General features: G+C 46.7%; 14 protein-coding genes and 1 pseudogene. 5 read left to right on the forward strand and 10 right to left on the reverse strand.

The genetic code is table 11. The annotated features are described in order from the left end of the window. Positions 1-64 precede the first annotated feature (64 nt). Complete coding sequence (locus VGM55_RS05220; RefSeq protein WP_154189594.1) at positions 65-1,330, reverse strand: Y-family DNA polymerase; 1,266 nt, start codon at positions 1,328-1,330, stop codon at positions 65-67. Positions 1,331-2,616: 1,286 nt separating this feature from the next. Here VGM55_RS05220 and VGM55_RS05230 point away from each other — a divergent pair. The 3 genes and pseudogenes from VGM55_RS05230 to VGM55_RS27470 all read left to right on the forward strand — a co-directional run. After that, complete coding sequence (locus tag VGM55_RS05230; RefSeq protein WP_331634823.1) at positions 2,617-2,871, forward strand: helix-turn-helix transcriptional regulator; 255 nt, start codon at positions 2,617-2,619, stop codon at positions 2,869-2,871. Positions 2,872-3,449: 578 nt separating this feature from the next. Continuing rightward, on the forward strand, positions 3,450-4,049 hold the full coding sequence (locus VGM55_RS05235; RefSeq protein ID WP_414648201.1) for a helix-turn-helix transcriptional regulator: 600 nt from the start codon (positions 3,450-3,452) through the stop codon (positions 4,047-4,049). A 1,113-nt stretch (positions 4,050-5,162) separates the two neighbouring features. Beyond that, positions 5,163-5,567, forward strand: a pseudogene (locus VGM55_RS27470) (hypothetical protein); the annotation flags it as partial. Here VGM55_RS27470 and VGM55_RS05240 read toward each other — a convergent pair. Beyond that, positions 5,495-6,034: a hypothetical protein gene (locus tag VGM55_RS05240; RefSeq protein WP_331634807.1), complete on the reverse strand. Its 540-nt coding sequence runs from the start codon at positions 6,032-6,034 to the stop codon at positions 5,495-5,497. The pseudogene VGM55_RS27470 and the gene VGM55_RS05240 overlap by 73 nt on opposite strands. Here VGM55_RS05240 and VGM55_RS05245 point away from each other — a divergent pair. Continuing rightward, the gene (locus VGM55_RS05245; protein ID WP_331634808.1) at positions 6,018-8,885 is read left to right on the forward strand and encodes a YadA family autotransporter adhesin; all 2,868 of its coding nucleotides are present in this window, start codon (positions 6,018-6,020) and stop codon (positions 8,883-8,885) included. The genes VGM55_RS05240 and VGM55_RS05245 overlap by 17 nt on opposite strands. 80 nt (positions 8,886-8,965) lie before the next feature. Next, positions 8,966-9,826 (forward strand): hypothetical protein, encoded by an 861-nt coding sequence (locus VGM55_RS05250; RefSeq protein ID WP_154188986.1) that lies wholly within the window; start codon positions 8,966-8,968, stop codon positions 9,824-9,826. 277 nt (positions 9,827-10,103) lie between these two features. Here VGM55_RS05250 and VGM55_RS05255 read toward each other — a convergent pair whose 3' ends face one another. From VGM55_RS05255 to VGM55_RS05290, 8 genes are all read right to left on the reverse strand, one after another. Next, positions 10,104-11,246 carry a hypothetical protein gene (locus tag VGM55_RS05255; protein ID WP_154188985.1) on the reverse strand — a complete coding sequence of 381 codons (1,143 nt, stop codon included), beginning with the start codon at positions 11,244-11,246 and terminating at the stop codon, positions 10,104-10,106. Between the two features lie 64 nt (positions 11,247-11,310). Continuing rightward, the gene (locus VGM55_RS05260; RefSeq protein WP_331634810.1) at positions 11,311-13,926 is read right to left on the reverse strand and encodes a fimbria/pilus outer membrane usher protein; all 2,616 of its coding nucleotides are present in this window, start codon (positions 13,924-13,926) and stop codon (positions 11,311-11,313) included. 84 nt (positions 13,927-14,010) lie between these two features. After that, positions 14,011-14,763, reverse strand: coding sequence for a molecular chaperone (locus tag VGM55_RS05265; protein WP_331634811.1), 753 nt, complete (start codon positions 14,761-14,763; stop codon positions 14,011-14,013). Positions 14,764-14,765: 2 nt separating this feature from the next. Then, positions 14,766-15,518 carry a molecular chaperone gene (locus tag VGM55_RS05270; protein ID WP_331634812.1) on the reverse strand — a complete coding sequence of 251 codons (753 nt, stop codon included), beginning with the start codon at positions 15,516-15,518 and terminating at the stop codon, positions 14,766-14,768. 14 nt (positions 15,519-15,532) lie between these two features. Beyond that, complete coding sequence (locus VGM55_RS05275) at positions 15,533-16,114, reverse strand: fimbrial-like protein (protein ID WP_331634813.1); 582 nt, start codon at positions 16,112-16,114, stop codon at positions 15,533-15,535. A 42-nt stretch (positions 16,115-16,156) separates the two neighbouring features. Next, positions 16,157-16,735 (reverse strand): fimbrial protein, encoded by a 579-nt coding sequence (locus VGM55_RS05280; RefSeq protein ID WP_154188981.1) that lies wholly within the window; start codon positions 16,733-16,735, stop codon positions 16,157-16,159. Between the two features lie 18 nt (positions 16,736-16,753). Next, a complete protein-coding gene (locus VGM55_RS05285; protein ID WP_154188980.1) occupies positions 16,754-17,305 on the reverse strand; it encodes a fimbrial protein in 552 nt (183 codons plus the stop codon). After that, positions 17,289-18,014, reverse strand: a complete 726-nt coding sequence (locus VGM55_RS05290; protein ID WP_154188979.1) for a fimbrial biogenesis chaperone — start codon at positions 18,012-18,014, stop codon at positions 17,289-17,291. The genes VGM55_RS05285 and VGM55_RS05290 overlap by 17 nt, the downstream gene beginning before the upstream one ends. Positions 18,015-18,071: the final 57 nt, after the last annotated feature.

The following is an 18,071-nucleotide window of genomic DNA, read 5'->3' on the forward strand; positions in this document are numbered from 1 at the left end:
GCATTCCGCCCGGATTTAGCCGGAAAGCCGGTGGTGGGAAGCAGACTCGTTTTGGTTCCACGCATTACTTAACGGTAAGTAGGTCAGAAAATCGTGTTGTGTATCGAGGTGAAAGCATTTCCCGTTTCATCTGCCATTGTTGCTGAATGCCCTGACCAGCGAAGTAGAGCGTCCCACTGCCTTTTTCAGCATTCAGATGATCTAATACATCCATTAACTTTTTGCTGTTTTTTCTTGGAGCATTGTCATCGAACAGATTAAGTTGCGCGACGCCCTGGCTATAAAAATCGCCCAGTAGTACGCCAGCTTTCTGGTACCGATATCCGCTTTTCCAGATTGCATCCAAACAGCGTGTTGCCGCCGCGATGATATCTCTGCTGTCGTGGGTTGGCGTGAGCAGCTTTAGCGATGCGCTATTGCCGTAACAGGGCTCGCTAACCGCGAAGGGGGATGTTTTCACAAACGCCGAGATAAATCGGCAGTATTGATGTTCCAAACGAAGTTTCTCTGCAGCCCGAGCCGCATAGCTGCAGATAGCCTGACGCATATCCTCGTATTCGGTGACGCGATCGCCGAACGAACGAGAGCAGATGATTTCTTGCTTTACCGGGGCGAACTCTTCCAGCTCAAGGCAGGGTTCACCCCGTAATTCACGGACGGTTCTTTCCAGCACGACATTGAAGTGTTTTCTGATGAATTGGATATCAGTGTCTGCCAGTTGCAAGACTGTCTTTATCCCCATCATCTCAAGTTTCTTCGTGATGCGTCGTCCTACCCCCCAGACCTCGTTTACCGGTAGTACAGCCATCAATTTTCGCTGTCGACCCACATTTGACAACTCAACAACGCCTTCCGTCTGCCGTTGCCATCGTTTAGCTGCATGATTTGCCAGTTTAGCCAGGGTCTTTGTTGGTGCTATCCCTACGCCGATTGTCAGGTGTGTGTGCTGCAGAACGGTCGCTCTCATCTCCCGGCCTAATTCGGAAAGATCGCGACAGTTTCGTACGCCGGTAAGATCGCAAAAGATCTCATCAATTGAATATATTTCGCTACGAGGGGACATCCCTTCAAGCGTGGTCATAACCCGGTTGGACATATCAGCATAAAGTTCATAGTTACTACTGAAGCACACCACACCATGATGCCTGAACAGCTCTTTGTGTTTGAAATACGGTTCCCCCATCTTCACCAGAGGTTTTGCTTCCGCTGAACGAGAGATGACACAACCATCGTTATTGGACAAAACCACGACGGGTCGGCCCTTCAGGTCAGGACGAAAAGCAGTTTCGCAGGATGCATAGAAAGCGTTCACATCACACAGTGCAAACATGCTCATCTCGCAGAGGCCATGATACAGGTCACACTGAGGTGTTGAATCATCGGTTCATTCAGAGCGGTACGACGCTCAATGTAGCCCTGTGCCGGACCTGGAAAGACGCAGGGAACAGGGGCATTGCACATCGGGTGAGCGACTATCTGGTGTCGCTCAGTAGGTGTGAAAAGCTGCATTATGATCACCGCTGATTAATACTGTATTTATATACAGTATTGTATGTTGATAGCAAAGATCAAGGGGGAATCACGAGCAGGGCAGTCTGGATAGAGGATAAGGGGTATCTTTGCCGAACAGTGCTACTTCATCCCCCTGATATTGTGTAAGTATCCTTGCAAACCTGCCTATTCTGCGGCTACACGCTGAAGATGCGGATGGAGAAGGAACCAGAACGGGTCTCACTGGCGTTGGCTCCATCGGCCATACCGGGCAGAAACCTGATCAGCCCTCTGAATGAAACACGGGAAATTACATAGCGCTGACTGATGGACTATAACAACGATCGGTCCCATGAATCCCTGACACCGGAAGAGTATCAGCTGGTGGCTGAAAAATCGGAACTCTCAAAAAGTGTGGGGAATTAAAACGGGGAGACTTACAGCACCAACAGGCAAATACTCGCTATGAGAGTTTAATTTTGGATGGTGATATGGATAACTATATAAATAACAGATGCTTACATCAATTTTTATAGAAAGAATTAATATTCGTAACTAAACTTGAGTCAAATTGTTTTGTTTTGTGTAAACATGGATTATTTGGATTTAAAAACCTTTTTAATTCAATTTTTGATGATGGTTTAGCTAAAAATATCGAATTAAAGTAAATAATGGCCGATATTGACAGTGAGTGCCAGGTGTTATAACGCATTGATTATAGGGGTGTTTTTATCAATTTATCGAAAACATTAACATTGGTAACAGTTTCGTATAGTGATTAATGCGAACCGTTACGACTATTGCATTGTGATAATCATCACATCTAAAATGTGGCTACTCGGAAACATACATTCGGTTAAACATACTACAGAAAATCACGCATCACATTTTTGACTTCAAGCAAGATAATGTTAGTTAAATTACTTGTGAATAAAAGCGTATGGTCAGTTACGTCAGGAAATTAACGATCTCGATTCAATAAAGACACTGAATCGGTTATGTTTTGTTTTTCATTGGGGATAGCCATTTCTTCCCTGAAGAGATAGTGACGCCCGCGTTAAAAAGATTCAGTATGATTAACTCATGTGCTGGTGAAACAATTCGTTTCTTTCGCAAAGAAAAAAAATTACTGGTGCTGAATTTGGCCGTATGGTTGGATTAAGCCAACAACAAATATCAAGATACGAAAGGGGAGTAAATCACCTAACATTAACCATGTTAATAAGGATGCTGATTGCCCTTGATGTTACTTTGGAGGACTTTGTTTATAGACTTAGCGTCATCTGTGGTTTTACAGATGCAAAGGGGATGCTTTTACTGTACGCCAATACAAGAGTATCTTCTGATTCATTTACAAACAAAACGCTGCTTTTTGGTTAAGTTAGATAAAATGTGGAAATTTGTATACATCTCAAATATAGCGTTTGTGAGTTTATTTATTTTCGATATATAGCAGATTTGACCTCGGTTGCATTTTTATATTGGTGATTTTTTTCTGTCGTTACATCATGGCTAATATCTTTGTGTGCTGATTGTTGGCATTTTTTTTGGTAATGATCAAATATGCAAGGTGTCATAAAAAACGCCTATGCTTTATATAATGACGATTCCACTTACACCCTGTTCTCTTACCCATTAAGCACGGGTCTACTGAGTGGCTCAATTTTATTTTAGGCGAAAATATTATGAACGATGAGTTGGATATCAAGCGGTTAAGGTTGCTTGAGAATGCCATAATGAATTACTCCTGTGGGATTGTGAGTCTGGAAGAAAGGGTTTTGAGTATGCTGGGTGAAGAACAATTGCTTTCACATACTACAAAGTCATTGTTAGAGGATATTGCGATATACTTTCGTGATATAAAATTTTTCATCAAGATTGATGATTAAGTGGGTGCTCTGCCTGTATGAAGAGACTTTATATGGTTTTGTAGTTCATGGAGAGTGCTGTTGGAAAGAATGTTTGGGAAGGAGTCCCACGATATGCATTTTATCATTAAAAAAAATATTGATTTTTCGCGGGCGACTGAAAACGTTAGTATCAAAGTCGTCATTATGACAGAGAATTTATATCTTTTAAAAGGTATGAATCATTTGATTTTTGAAACTATTTCCTGTAGACATTTGTTTGAAGTTACACATTGTTATAACTTGAGTGTTTTGTTGGAAATGGACTTTGATTTTTTAATTATAGATGGCGCATTGAGAAGTGCTTTTTTATTGTTGATAACTCCGGCTAGTTCAATTAATTACTTATTTAGACATGTTTCTCGGCCTCATCGAGTCACTCATATACTGGATGCTTTCTTTTCAGAAGGTGCTAAGCAACAGAGTCTGTCTGGAAAATATGGCTGTTTTAATCTAACCCCGCGTGAAGTTGAAATCAGAGACTACTTGTCCGCCAGTAAATCACTTATTGAAATAGCCAGATTGACAAATATGAGCAATAAACGCGTCAGTTATTTTAAACAGAAACTCAAGAAAAAAACCCATTGTATAAGTGATGTAGAACTATTCAATGCACTGAATATGATAAGAAATATTCAGTTCCACTGCTAGATATTTTTAATATGGAGCGTGCGGATACAGTTAATTCATCTTAATCATTATTTTGTCTAAGATCGTATCCTGAAAGGTTGATTACTACTGAGTTTGAAATCTTGAATAATCATCTAACCGTGATCGGGCATCATCGGCTTTAAGTTGGTGCCGTGCCCTGGTCCCTGGCAGATTTCTCTGACAATTCTGCCGGGGGCATCTCTCTGAGATGCAAAATGTGGGTGTCTGAGTTCAATGCTGTTGAGTCTCTTCGTAGCTTGTTCGGTCGTATATGCACCCAGACATGATTGAGATTCTGGCCCTGAGACTGCAACTTGCCTGCTGTACAAAGGCGAATTGTTGTTTTTCGGGGCCATTCCATGCCTGTTACCGCTTGCTCTGTCGCGCGGCAGAGTCAGTTTTTTTCAGATTATCCTGCCAGATTGTCTTGTTGAGTCTCTGATTGGCGATCCACCTCTTTGGTCGCATTTTATCACTTCTCCTGGTGACGTAAGCCCTCAGCGCTTCTTTACGTCACGCATAGAAAATGGTGTCGGTAATGGCCAGATTGCGGCAGACGTCCGACTAATAAGCCGGCCTAAGAGGCATAGGTAATTTTTCTTCGGTGAAACGAGTTTTTTCATCTCTGCTGAGAGATGTATCAAATATGCAGAATTATGTTTATGAATAGGGTGGGTTCTCGGGCCAGTGGCCTTCGAGTAATTTTTTTTATCATTATTGAAAATGCAATGAACTAAATCTATGTTTGGATTTGTATGTGTTATGTAAAGATTTGTGATTCAAGAACGGAGGGTTATCGCAGGTGAAATAAGCTATGTGTATGATGATTGAGGTTTTTATCAAAAAATTATAAATAATCTTAACGTGCTTATTATATCTTTTGTTTGTTCTTTGAGTCATGGAAGGATCCCCGCATTTTAATCCTTGTGGGGCTGGAATTTAATAAATGATTCTCATTTCTAAAATTAACGGTGTTTTGACAGTGCCCTGTTTATTCCTCAGGGCTCCCAGCGTGTTGATCTTTTTTAGAGAGATGGTGGGATTAAAATGAAGATATATAATCATTCTATTGAAATCCTTGAAGATATAATTCATTTGAACAGCGTTTATAGCATGAGGAAAAAGGCAAAGGGGGTTTTAACAAGAGGCTGCGTCGTTACTTCATTAGTTGTTATATTTTTTATTGCTAACAGCGTTAAAAAAGTAGAAGCAAATACTTATTCTCCAAGCGTAGGGAACTGTGTCTCTACCCCTGCGAGCCTCACTGTTGGGCAAGTAACGGCTCCGGGTACAACCGCTCTCCCGGCGGACGGTTCAGGTACTTTTTCAAACGTTATTGGATGTAACGCAAGTGGTAATGGTCAGGATGGGGTGTCAGTTTTTGGAACCTATGCGCAGGGCACAGGCTCCGGTGCTTCTACATTTGGCTTTTTCTCAACTGCGGCTCAGTGGGCCTCTGCTTTTGGATTATCAGGCACGGCAACAGGTGTAGCCAGTACTGCCCTGGGATTTGGTGCCCGGGCACTGAGTAACAGCTCTGTTGCGATAGGTGGGGCTGGGGGAAATGGCACAACGCCGCTAACGCCTGCCAATTCAACAACGGCGTCTGGAGTTGGCGCCATTGCTATTGGTAGCAATGCAACGCGAGGAGCACAGACAAACGCGAATGACGCGATTGCAATAGGTGGGCAATCAACAGTATCCGCAATTTCAGGTATCGCAATTGGACGAGGGAGCTCTGCTACGGGGACATTTGGGTTGGCGGCTGGGGACGGCGCGAATGCGGGTGCCAATGCAATTGCTTTTGGCCATGGGGCCAGCGCGTCAGGTTCAGCCAGTATAAGCATTGGTACTGGAAATACTGTTTCAGGAAATAACTCTGGAGCAATCGGCGACCCCAGTACCATATCTGGAAATAATTCATACTCTATAGGTAATAATAACTCAATTATATCCAATAATGCTTTTGTGTTAGGTAATAACATCAGTATACCTACAGGTCTGGATGGCTCCGTAGTACTGGGCAATAACTCTACTGTGTCTGCCTCAGTACCCACCGCCACCGGAACAATTAATGGGGTCACCTACAACTTTGCTGGTTCTGCACCCGTGGCTGGAGGGGTTGTAAGCGTCGGGGCGGCAGGCAGTGAGCGGCAGATAACCAACGTTGCGGCAGGCCGGATCAGCGGCTCAAGCACCGATGCGGTCAACGGCAGCCAGCTGTTTGCCACCAACACGGCGGTGGGTGGTCTGGGCACATCACTCAATAACATCATCAATAACGGCGCGGGGATCAAATACTTCCACTCTAATTCCCTGCTGGCTGACAGCTCCGCCACCGGCACGGACAGCGTGGCCGTCGGTCCGGCAGCCAGCGCTACGGCGGCTAATGCTCTGGCGCTGGGCAACGGTGCCACCGCAGGTACCGCGAACTCGGTTGCCCTGGGCAGCGGGGCGCTGACCGCCGCGGCTAACGCCGTGACCGGGGACACGCTGAACGGCACGGCCTACACCTACGCAGGTGGCGCCCCGGTGGGTGTCCTGAGCCTGGGGGCGGCGGGCAGTGAACGGCAGATAACCAACGTTGCGGCAGGCCGGATCAGCGGCTCAAGCACCGATGCGGTCAACGGCAGCCAGCTGTTTGCCACCAACACGGCGGTGGGTGGTCTGGGCACATCGCTCAATAACATCATCAATAACGGCGCGGGGATCAAATACTTCCACGCCAATTCCCTGCTGGCTGACAGCTTTGCCACCGGCACGGACAGCGTGGCCGTCGGTCCACAAGCGACCGCTTCTGGCTCTCAATCCTTTGCCGCTGGCGTAGGGGCGACGGCTGCGACTAACGGAAGCGTGGCATTGGGTAACCAAACCAGTGTGCAAGTGCTCGGTGGTGTTGCTCTTGGCCAGGGGGCTATATCCGATCGGGCGATTGCCTCCTCCACAGGTTCCATTCCTGTTGGAAGTGGGGCTATTCACTATGACACTTCCGATGCCACGTTACTGGGGGCCGTATCATTAGGTAAAGCGGGTGAATACAGGCAAATCACCAATTTGGCTGATGGGACCCAGGCCCAGGATGCTGTGACTTTACGGCAGTTGACTGGTGCAATAGGGTCGATCAGTTCGACGGGGACTATGTACTTCCATGCTAACTCAACGAACCCACAAGACTCCCTGGCCGCAGGACAGGAGTCTATCGCCGTTGGTCCTGGTACTGTAGTCAATGGAGATAGTGGAATAGGTATTGGTAATCAGTCTGTCGTTGGGCAATCAGCCGTAGGCGGTATCGCGATCGGCCGTAATTCTCAGGTGCAGCTGGCTTCTGGTATAGCTATCGGTTCACAGGCCGACGCTCAGGGGGAACAGTCTTTGGCCCTGGGGGCTGGTGCGGTGGCAAGTCAGGCTACAAGTATTGCATTGGGGTCAAGCTCAATAACAACTGTCGGCGCACAAACCGGTTATACGGCTTATGGTCTCAGCTCTCTGCAGACATCGGTTGGCGAATTGGGTATTGGAACCGCCGCGGGAAATCGCAAAATAACGGGGGTTGCCGCTGGGTCTGCACCTAATGATGCCGTTAACGTGGCACAGTTGACATCCGTTGGGGATCAGGTGGCGCTCAATACCACTAACATATCTAATCTCGGCGGTCGTGTAACGACTATTGAGGGGAGCATCAACAATATTACCAACGGCGGCGGCGTGAAGTATTTTCACGCTAATTCCACTCAGGTTGATTCAGTCGCGGGCGGTACAGAGTCTGTGGCAGCAGGTGGCGGCGCAATTGCATCAGGGAATGGTACCGTTGCAATAGGTAGCGGAGCTACTGCCAGTGCAAATGGCAGCGTTGCCCTTGGTCAGGGATCCAGTGATAACGGTCGTGGTGCTGAGAACTATGTCGGTAAATATTCCAACAGTAATAATGCCTCCGTGGGGACCGTATCCATGGGGAATTCTCTGACTGGGGAAACCCGGACAGTGAGTAACGTTGCTGATGGTGTACAGGCTACAGATGCCGTCAACTTACGCCAGCTTGATGGCGCTGTGGCGGAGTCAAAAAAATATACCGACGACTCTCTTAGCACTATTAACAGCAATATTACTAATGTTACTAACGGTATTGCTTCGGTGGACAGCCGTGTTACACAGGTTGAGGGTAACGTTACAAAACTTCAGGACGGCACCGATGGTATGTTCCAGGTCAATAATACCAGTGCTGCTTCTAAACCTTCAGCTACCGGGAGTAATGCGGTGGCGGGCGGAGCAGGTTCAATTGCCTCTGGTAATAACAGTACCGCGGTTGGTACCAATTCTTTCGCATCTGGCACGAATTCTGTGGCAATGGGAAGTGGGGCGAGAGCGACGGCAAACAACAGCGCTGCGATTGGTGCTAACTCTGTCGCTGACCGTGACAACAGCATTTCGGTTGGATCTGTGGGTAATGAAAGACAAATAGCCAATGTGGCAGCCGGTACTCAAGGTACGGATGCTGTGAATTTAGATCAATTGAATAAAAGTGTGTCAAACATCACTAACAATGCTAATGCTTACTCTGATAGACGTTTCACTGAACTGAAGCGTGATTTGGATAATCAGGATGACAAGCTAAGCGCGGGGATCGCGAGTGCTATGGCTATGGCAAGCCTGACGCAACCGTATTCTCCTGGTGCGAGCATGGTGTCACTTGGTGCTGCTGGCTATAGGGATCAATCAGCACTGTCACTTGGTGTATCGACGATCTCTGATAATGGGCGTTGGGTCAGTAAACTTCAGGCTTCAACGAATACACAAGGTGATGCCAGTATTGGTGTTGGCATCGGTTACCAGTGGTAAGACGCACTGTTTAATAAATGACAAGCGGGCTGCCAGGTGCAGCCTGCTTTTTTTCTAAATCAGTACAAGGTTAATACGCCATGGCATTACTTAAATATTTAGGAAGGATCCTTCCACTTCTTTTGCTCGCTGGTTGTGATAACAGCCCTCGTCTTGCCGTCGATAATACGGCGCAAACGATCGCAATACCGGCACTTCCGATTATCCAGAGAGCGGTTATGTCACTGGTTCCCATGCCCAATGGTCAACGTAATGAGCTGATGATGAAGCAAGTATGCGCGTTAGCGCGAGGAGAAAGTACTCAGCAGCAAGTTGAGCAAAATCTTTTACAGCAAGGTATAGATCTGAGCCAGGTTCCTCAGGAAGGCCATCCACTGTCAATATTGGTAAATCAAAATTTATCGCAACGTATTACGGCATGTGCAGCCTATATAGCGACATCAGTTATGGCAATTCCCAAAACAAGTGAATTTATGGTGGAAAGAAATCCCCCCTCAGCCTCAATAAAAAAACAGCTGGAGGTGGATGTAAAAAAACTAAACTATTTTTTGGGGGTGCAACTGGCTGTCGCCAGGGCGGATGCTGATATATTTGCATTAATTGCGACAAAATTGGAAGGGGAGAAGGGGTTAACCCTGGATAAATATAGCCAGCGTGCAAGGGATATATTCTCTGATAGCGCCTCTTTCTATTTGCAGAGAGTCAAAGAACATTACTCTCAAGCTCAGGGGATTCAATATAAGCTCATTGATTATGCAGATGATGATTTTAAATTTACTACCAGTAATGGATATCTCTTTGAGTATGGCTATGATGGTCTTAATCTAAGTTTCAATCGGATATTATGGTTGTCTGGGAATGACTTACTAGGGAAAACCTATATGTTGAACGCGAAATACTTAGACCAAAGTATATCTAAATCAGAGCCAGTAACGCGATAGTCATAAAATTCTTTAGGACGAAATGTTAGGGGTGTGGGCAAGTGTTAAACCGGTGATGATCGTATGTGTTAACACCAATAGCGAAGATTTACTGACAGCCTTCTTCGCTTCATATAGTGTTTCTTTGTCTACTCAGGCCGGTCAGGAAACGTCAGGATTCCCGCCGGTCATGAGTATATAATGTTAAACACTGTGATTGATTTCCCCTCATCGGTGATGAGGGTTTATAGTGATTTAAGTATCTTACGGGTAAGCAGGTTACTCATTTTTAGAGTAATTAATCCCAATTAGCAACCATTCTTACTACCCCGGTTGCTTTCCCTGTTTTAAGTCCCCCAGTGCTGCACAATACCCAGTTGTATTGGTATGTGCCAGGCGTGAGTGAGATTTTTTCCATCCCAGCGTTAGCGGTGAAATATACAACGCCCTTCAATCTATCAAGTCGACCATTGCATTCACCGCCAAGAGGTATATTTGAACCTATAAAGCCGCGTACTTCTGCTGGAGCTGTACCACCGTCGGACATTTTCAATGCCAGTGTATCTGAAAATCTTCCCTGGTCGCCCTGCATTTCAATACTAACAGGGGCATTGGTTGCATCATCACAGCGTATTGAAATATTACCACTCTTATTCGCCAGTGCCCGGCCATTCACGCCACTGGAGACATCCACTGGGGGAAAAGTGATAAGATTGTCTGTACTGATAGTGCATTCACGCGCCCTCACGGTGATGGTGCCTGACCATAATGTCTTTAATAAACCGCTGGGCGCAACGGAAACACCATAATAAATATTGACGGGAATGGTCTGGGCGACAGCCTTTGGTCCTGCATATATATTTAAGCCTCCTCCCGAAGGATGGGAGATGCTATAGTAGCCACCCTGCCAGTTAATGCCTTCTATATTTCCTAAATATGCACAATATATTCTTGGGTTTGAGCTCTTCACTGCGTGTGTTGTAAAAGTAACACCTTCAGTTCCAGGATTCGCAGTAAATCCTCCTGAGGAAGAATATCGTCTGCCGTTTCTAGTAGACTCTGTCCCCCCCCAGGTGTCTCCATTAAAGGAAACTATAACATCTTCTGCAACCTTCAATCCCCAGTATTTGTGATCGGATGACCATCCAAATTTTGCACTCCAATTGTTGCAATCTCTTTTTGTGATGTCTGATTCATGATCGGAGATTGCCCCTGTCACTATTACATTGTTAATGTTAGTTAATGTTGCTTTCATTTCTGAAAATGCCACTGGGGTTTTAAATACCGTCTGCCCTGGCATTAATCTTACATTGTCTGCTGCAAAGGCGGTATTGCAAAGCAGAAGGGCAGAGATTGCGGTGAAATTGATTCCCGGTCTGCCAAAAGATATCAAATGAAATGGGCTTCTTTTGTTTTTTGGAGGGTTATTTAAGTTTTCCATTTTTATTCCTGATGCGGCGTTGGGTTTATACTTGTTTGGCCTGAATGTTAAAAATATTATATAGTTAATTAACGCACTGATAAGATACCTGACGAACGGGCATATCTTCGCTGGTCTTCATATTGCGCAGATCGAAACTGACTTTACATTGTTGCGCATCTGTCTCTCCCCATTTTACCTGTAAATTGCCGGTTTCCGGCAGAGCCGTGAGATACACTTGCCCCGCATCGCCGACTATCCCACCGATAGTCTCACCTGCAGGATTGCTCAGCAGAGTGGCGATAGCGCCAAATGGCACGCTTTTGCTGCCTTGTGTCAGCGTCATCAGCACCTGGTAGCCCTGGCGGGTGGCGAAGTGCGCTTTTACCACGGCCCCCTGAGTCGGGTAGACATTGATGTTGGAATGCACTAAATCTACATTCTCAGGCAAAGTGGAGGGATCCAGCCCGATACTGTTTTTATTATAATCAGAAAGAGAAGGCGCCACGGCATAACCACTGCTGTCAGTCACAGCGCTGCCGCCGTTGACGCTCACACCGCCCGCGCCGGGTGCACTGACGAGTGCCACGGAGTCACCCATTGTGCGACTAAAGATAATACCGTCCTGATGGAGAAGTACGCCGCCGGAGGCATTCATATTCAGGGCCTGGGTATTGCTGCTGTAGCCGTAACCTGCACTGATACTCCCTTTGCTGCCTTGGTAGCCGGTATTAAGGTTAGTGTTCGCAATCTGGCCTTTATTTCCCCAGCTTTGTGACGCCCCGTAAGAGAGTTTCCCGTCCATCGTGCTGCCGCTAAAGCCGGAGTTGTTTTGTGTTCTTCCGCTGTTATCACGTGTGATTGAGTAATTGGCATACATGGATTGCAGATTCTGCCCGTAGCCGAAGATGCTAAAGGGAATGCTTACATTGAGGGATAACTGACGATTCTCCGGCCAGCTATTGTTGCTGTCTTTAATCTGGTCGATGTTGTAGTTTACGCTGTAGCTGACGCCTTTAAAGCTGTTACTGTAGCCCAGTGAAAGCCCTGTCAGCTTACGGTCACTTCCCCAGTAGTCATCCCGACTTGCGCGGAAATGCAGGGATCCATAATGCCCCAGTTGCTGGCTGAACTGAGTCTGGAAACTGGTGCGGCGGCGCTGTAATACCCACGAATTGACGCCATCTTCAAGCTGATATCCATGGCTATTGAATTCACTGAAGTTATAAAAGTGCTCGGTGGAATAGCGCAGGGCAGTTAAGTCCACGGAGGTTCCCGTTGACAACATGCTTTTGGAGTAACGGATGCGGTAAGATTTGCCGCTTTTCTGCTCGTCGCTCACCTGGTTTGCACTGGTAAATGTCGCCGTTGAATGCGTGATATCCGCAGATAGCGCGCCGAGATCGCCGATCGATACCCCACTGCCCGCACTGAACGCTTGATAATCTCTTGCCAGCAGCGCGCCGCCATAGAGCGTGACAGTATTGTACAAGCCGTAGATCAGGGTTCCGCTGAGAAAATCGGAGCGGCGTGAACTGGTTGTGATATTGCCGTCATAGCGGCCGGCAACCACTTCATATTTCCATCCGCCAGGTCTTAGCATTACGGCCAGCGACGAGTAGGGCACCACAAACTGCCGCTCTGTGCCGTCGGCTTCTGTAACGGTAACATCATAGTCCCCGGATAATCCTGCCTGCTGGATATCATTAATATAGAAAGCCCCAGGGGCAACATAGGTTTCATAAATAATGTTGCCACTCTGACGTACAGTGATACGGGCATTACTGTTTGCTACGCCGCTGATCGCAGGGGCATAGCCACGCATATAGCTCGGCAGCATCTGCTCATTGGACGTCAGTTTTATTCCACGAAAAGAAAAACCGTCAAAAACGTCACTGGCAGTGCTGGTTTCCCCAACTTGCAAAGAGGAGCGCAGTGGCAGGATATCCCGAGACAGGTAGGTATTCGTAAATGAGGTTTGGCTTTGACTGCTGGCGGATTCATTATGTCCGCCGCTATATTCTGATTGAGTATGCGTAATGGTGCTACGCAGGCGCCATGGCCCAGCGTTGGCGCCTACGCGTGCAGAAGCGAACAGGTTATTGCTATTGGTTTTCAGGCCGCTGCCATAACTGCTGCTTGTGCGGCCTGCGCTCAGATTGTAGTTCATCATCAGCGCAGGAATACCGTCATCCCATAAGGCCGGATCTGATTGGCGGTCGAGCGCGGGTTTCATGGCGACTTGTGGAATGCTGATATCCAGGCGCAGACGACTCAGTTCCAGCCTGGCGGATGCATCGGGTATCGTGGTACTTAAATCGGTCAGAGGAAGCTCTTTCGGCAGTTTATTTAATTCTGCTATCTGTGGGACATTGACGCCCCAGTCTTCCAGCTGTGCAGGGGTTATTTCAGGGGCAACCGTTCCCTGTTCATTTTTTACAAAATTAAGTGTGTACTGCCCAGCATCTTGCTGGTTGACAAAAACGGAGACCGTATATTCCCCTTCCGCCACACTGCCTGCCTGCGAATATACGGACAAATCAACGTTGGAATTGTCACCAGCAATCCCCAAAAAGCTGGGATCAAAATAATCGTCTGCCATCACAGGTGTCGTTACCGTCAGCAATAGCAACGCCAGTGGGGTAGGGCGTAATGACAGTGGCAGTGATGTGTTTTTATTTATCTGATGAGATGCTTTCATATGTTTTCTCCGATCTGCGGACGCAGTGCTCCTTCCGTTGCGTTAAAAACGGCTTGATCGTCTGTGTGTGGTCTTTGTTTATGGTTAACCTGTCGGGCGGGAGATCGCTTTGCCCGGGCGCCCCTGATCGGTTATGAGTTGCCAGCGAAGTTCCCCGCTCGCAGAGGGGGGTAGCGGCCATGTCTGTTCTGAGAACGGAGGCACCATCCGGGTGTTTTTTTGATCAATGACGGTATTTCCGACAGACAGTGAACTGAAAGTGACATAAAACGGCGCAGTGTTTTTAACGGTCAACAAATTGCCTTTACGCCTAAACTCGAGCTGTTCAGCAAGCTTCGTTTCATCCATCGGTGGCAGGCCGTCCGGGCGGTAAAACAGCTTTAAATTGTTCTGCGTGCTCATTGCGATGCTCGTCTGCTGAGCGTTCTCATCTGCCAGCGATGGAATAGCATTCAGCGCCAGCACAAAAACGGACTCCCGTTCCTGGGGGAGTGAATTTTGGGTCAGGCGGATACTCAATGTCAGCGTGGCATAGGGTTCAAAACGAGTTAATGGGGGCAGCACAATAAAAGGCGGTTTTTTAGCCTTATCTTCATCATTACCTTCTGATGCACTGCTGCTATATGGAAGCACCCATGATTGCAGTAGATACGGACGCGGCGTGTTATTGGTCAGCGTGTAAGTAATGCCGCTACGGGCATTACCTGGGTAGATGACACGAGTTTTGCTTAGCGTGATACCGCCCGAAGCCTGGGACAGATTACTCGCCTGAGTGGTAACACTGGCAGCAGCGGTAAGCAGCAAAGCTACCGTATTCAGGATATGGCCACGCAGCATTATTATTTTCCTGTGGTAACGGCAGCGGAGTAGGTCGGTCCCATATCACCGTAATCCGTGATCACCGCCCAACGCGCTTTTGAAGCCGTGCTTTCAGCCGGGAAAGCAGTGCTGGAAAACGGGGCTATCATCGGGTCACGGTCCTGCAGTGCGACAGGTTTATCGTTAAATGACAGCGTCGCCAGTGTCAGGTAATAAGGCGTCGGGTTGCTCACTGTGATCCGGCTACCGTCACGCTGGAAAGTTAGCTTTTCCTGAGCACGCTCAAAGGAAGGGGATAGCCCGGCAGGGCGGTAAAATAACTTAATGACATTACGGATGCCGACAGACACCTGTGCACTGGTCATATTACTCAGCGTATTGTCATTCTTGCCGACGGACGGGATGGCGAGAAAACTGAGCCAAAACACGGATTCTCTGTTCGCCGGCAATTGTGCGCTACCGTTACGAACAATCAAGGCTGTGCTTTGGCTCTCTTTTTCTAAACGAAACATTGGGGGCGTTACCAGGAAAGGGGCTGCCTGCAATGCCGGGTTATTACCCTGAGGGGTGTTCATTACATCAGTTTTGATTAAATAGGTTTGCTGGCCATTATTTTTAATAACAGCTCCTGTGTTTTTATTATTTGCATTAAAAATAACGCGAGTCTGGGCGAGACGAATGCCTCCGTCTGCTGCCTGCAAATCAGCGGACAGTGACAAAAAAATAAGAGTTGTCAGCAGATACGACTTGCAAGAAATAAGTGATTTATTCATGGCTGTTCCGAATGTCAGTTATATAAAAACGTAAAGGTCACGGTGGATTTTAGTTCGCCATTCTGCAATCCGGCACCTTGCCTACAGGCGCCACAGGATAAATACCCTGTGAATTCAAGCGTGCCGTTTATTTTCTTCATATCATCACTGCCTTCGAGCGGCCAGTTTTTAGCACTGATGATATTGTTGATGGCTGCATTGTTATTGGCGTTAAAGTTCGTATTGCCTGCTGTGGCCAGTCGTACGCCATATCCTTGCGTTGTGCTGGCTGTATCAGCAAATAATGTCACACCATCACTGGTGGTAATGGTATTCCCGGTAATGGCTATTTTAGGTGCCATGAAATACCCCTGACAGCCAGTCAGAGAAACTGAAAATTGTCTGCTGTATTTGTCATTGATTATTTTGTCATCGGGTATCGGTGCGCCATTGTTAAAGCTCAATTGTGATGGTGCGGTTATTTCACAGCTTCCGCCGTAAAAGGTAGCATTAAAATTAATAATTTGATTAAGACCGTTTGCCGCCATCGATTTAACAGGCAGTAATAACAGGGTTATTACCATGGCTAGCGTATGATTGGCCTTTTTCATTTTCATTATTAACCCTGGTGCTCAGTAAGTAAAAGTGATCTATGGCTGTCAGTTATAGACAAAATTAAAGGTGACATTCGTTTGCAGTTCGCCGCCCTGTATATCAGCATCGGTACTGCAACTGCCGCAGCTGACAGCCGCCTTTAAGGGGATATCACCGTTCAGCGTAGAGGCCATCGTCGTTGACCAGATTTTGTTAGTGGCCGTCAGTTTCATATTTGAAGCAAGATTATTATTTGCTTTGAAATTAGCGTCACCATCAAAAGTCAATAAGATACCGTAACCTTTAGTAGTGCTGGTGTTTGTAAGGAATAGCTTGGTGCCTGAGATATCAACAACGTTTCCCTCGAGAGAGATTGACGGTGTCAAACCATAACCTTTGCATCCTGAGAGTTTAATATTGAATTTTTCGACAGGACTGTTACCGGCAATGATATCTTCTGATGGTATTACAGCGCCTTTATTAATAGAGACTGTCGCTGGGGCGCTGATGTCACAGGTACCACCGACAACGGTGGCTTTAAATTCTGTTGAAGCTGACGTTGCCGCCTGAGAAGTATTTGTCAGCACGATGCTCAGCGTGGCAGGTAGCAGAAATGTGTGAATGGATTTTCTGATATATTGCATAATTACATACCATTAAATTTACTGAAAAATCAGATTGAAAATTAATGCTGCCGAAAACTCTCCTGGCGTTGCTGGGCCGTTCATCGGGCCGACCAATCCCACCAGAAATGTCTCTTCTGTTCGGTAGTGGTTTTCTGCATTCAGCGGCGTTAAAGCTATTTGTTTGCCCCTGTGGATTGCTTTTTCTGTATTATAAAACTCATTCAGCGAGGGCATTGTGCCATCATATTTACGAAGCATGAAACCAGAGCTATTGGGCGTGCCGTCAAGAAAAACCGCATCTGTACTGTAAGGAGTATTACCCTGTAAGGTAATTTTCGGCGTTAATCTCCCTGTTTTATCCTTACAGCTGAAAACGGCCTGCAACGTCTTGATTTCATGTGTTTTAAGCTCCCCCATAAAATCAGATGTACGCTGAGGAGTAAACCTCAGCATTGACGGCATAGTCATTTCACATCCGATATCGTCAGAAATGACGGCTGAAAATTCGGTCACTTCTGCGGAAATTGCGGATGGCTGGAAAAATATGAACCAACACCATCCCAACAACCATTTAGCGGATTTGCCCATTAAAGATCTCCAGTCCTCCATAATCATTAATCGCCTTCCATTCCACATTCCCTTTATGTGGTGCGTTTGGGTATACATTGCTGCTTAATGGGGCGACCATGGTATTACCTGTTTTGATATCCATTGGAACGTTTCGTCCTCCGACTACCAGAGAATTTAACGTAACGTAGTATGGAGATGGGTTCGTCACTTTTAATCCATTACCTGTGGCAGAAAACTGCAATGACTGCATGGCTTGCTGTGGTTTTATGTTTAATCCGGCAGGGCGGTAAAATAGTTTTATAATATTGCCTGATGAAACCTGTATCGTGCCACCAATACGATTTTTTTGTTGCTCATTGTTTTTCTCACCCGCTGGTGTCGCAATAGTGCGGAGGTAAAACACAGATTCTCTGTCCTGCGGTAAAGCAGCGTTTTTCTTCATGATCCGCATCTGATTCGTCGTGCCAGGTTCGAGGCGGAATAATGAAGGGGTGACGATGAACTGGGTGCTTGCCTGTTCTCCTTCTGGAGTCTTCAGTATCTGGGCTTTGATCAGATAAGGTGTTAGAGAGTCAGAGGCGCTGGTAACCCCGACACTTTTCCCGGTCGTATTATCCACAGCCTGAAAAATAACTCGGCTACTGTCGATGGAGATACCTGCGAAGGAAGAGGCTGAGAGCAACATCAGGCTGCTGGCAGTCAATCCGAGAACTGTGGTTTTTTTCATGTGTCTCTCGTTAAATCATAAAAGGAGTTAGGCAGCGCAGTGATAATCTGCGCTGCC

This window comes from Cedecea sp., from assembly GCF_036500665.1.
Taxonomy (GTDB): Bacteria; Pseudomonadota; Gammaproteobacteria; order Enterobacterales; family Enterobacteriaceae; genus Cedecea.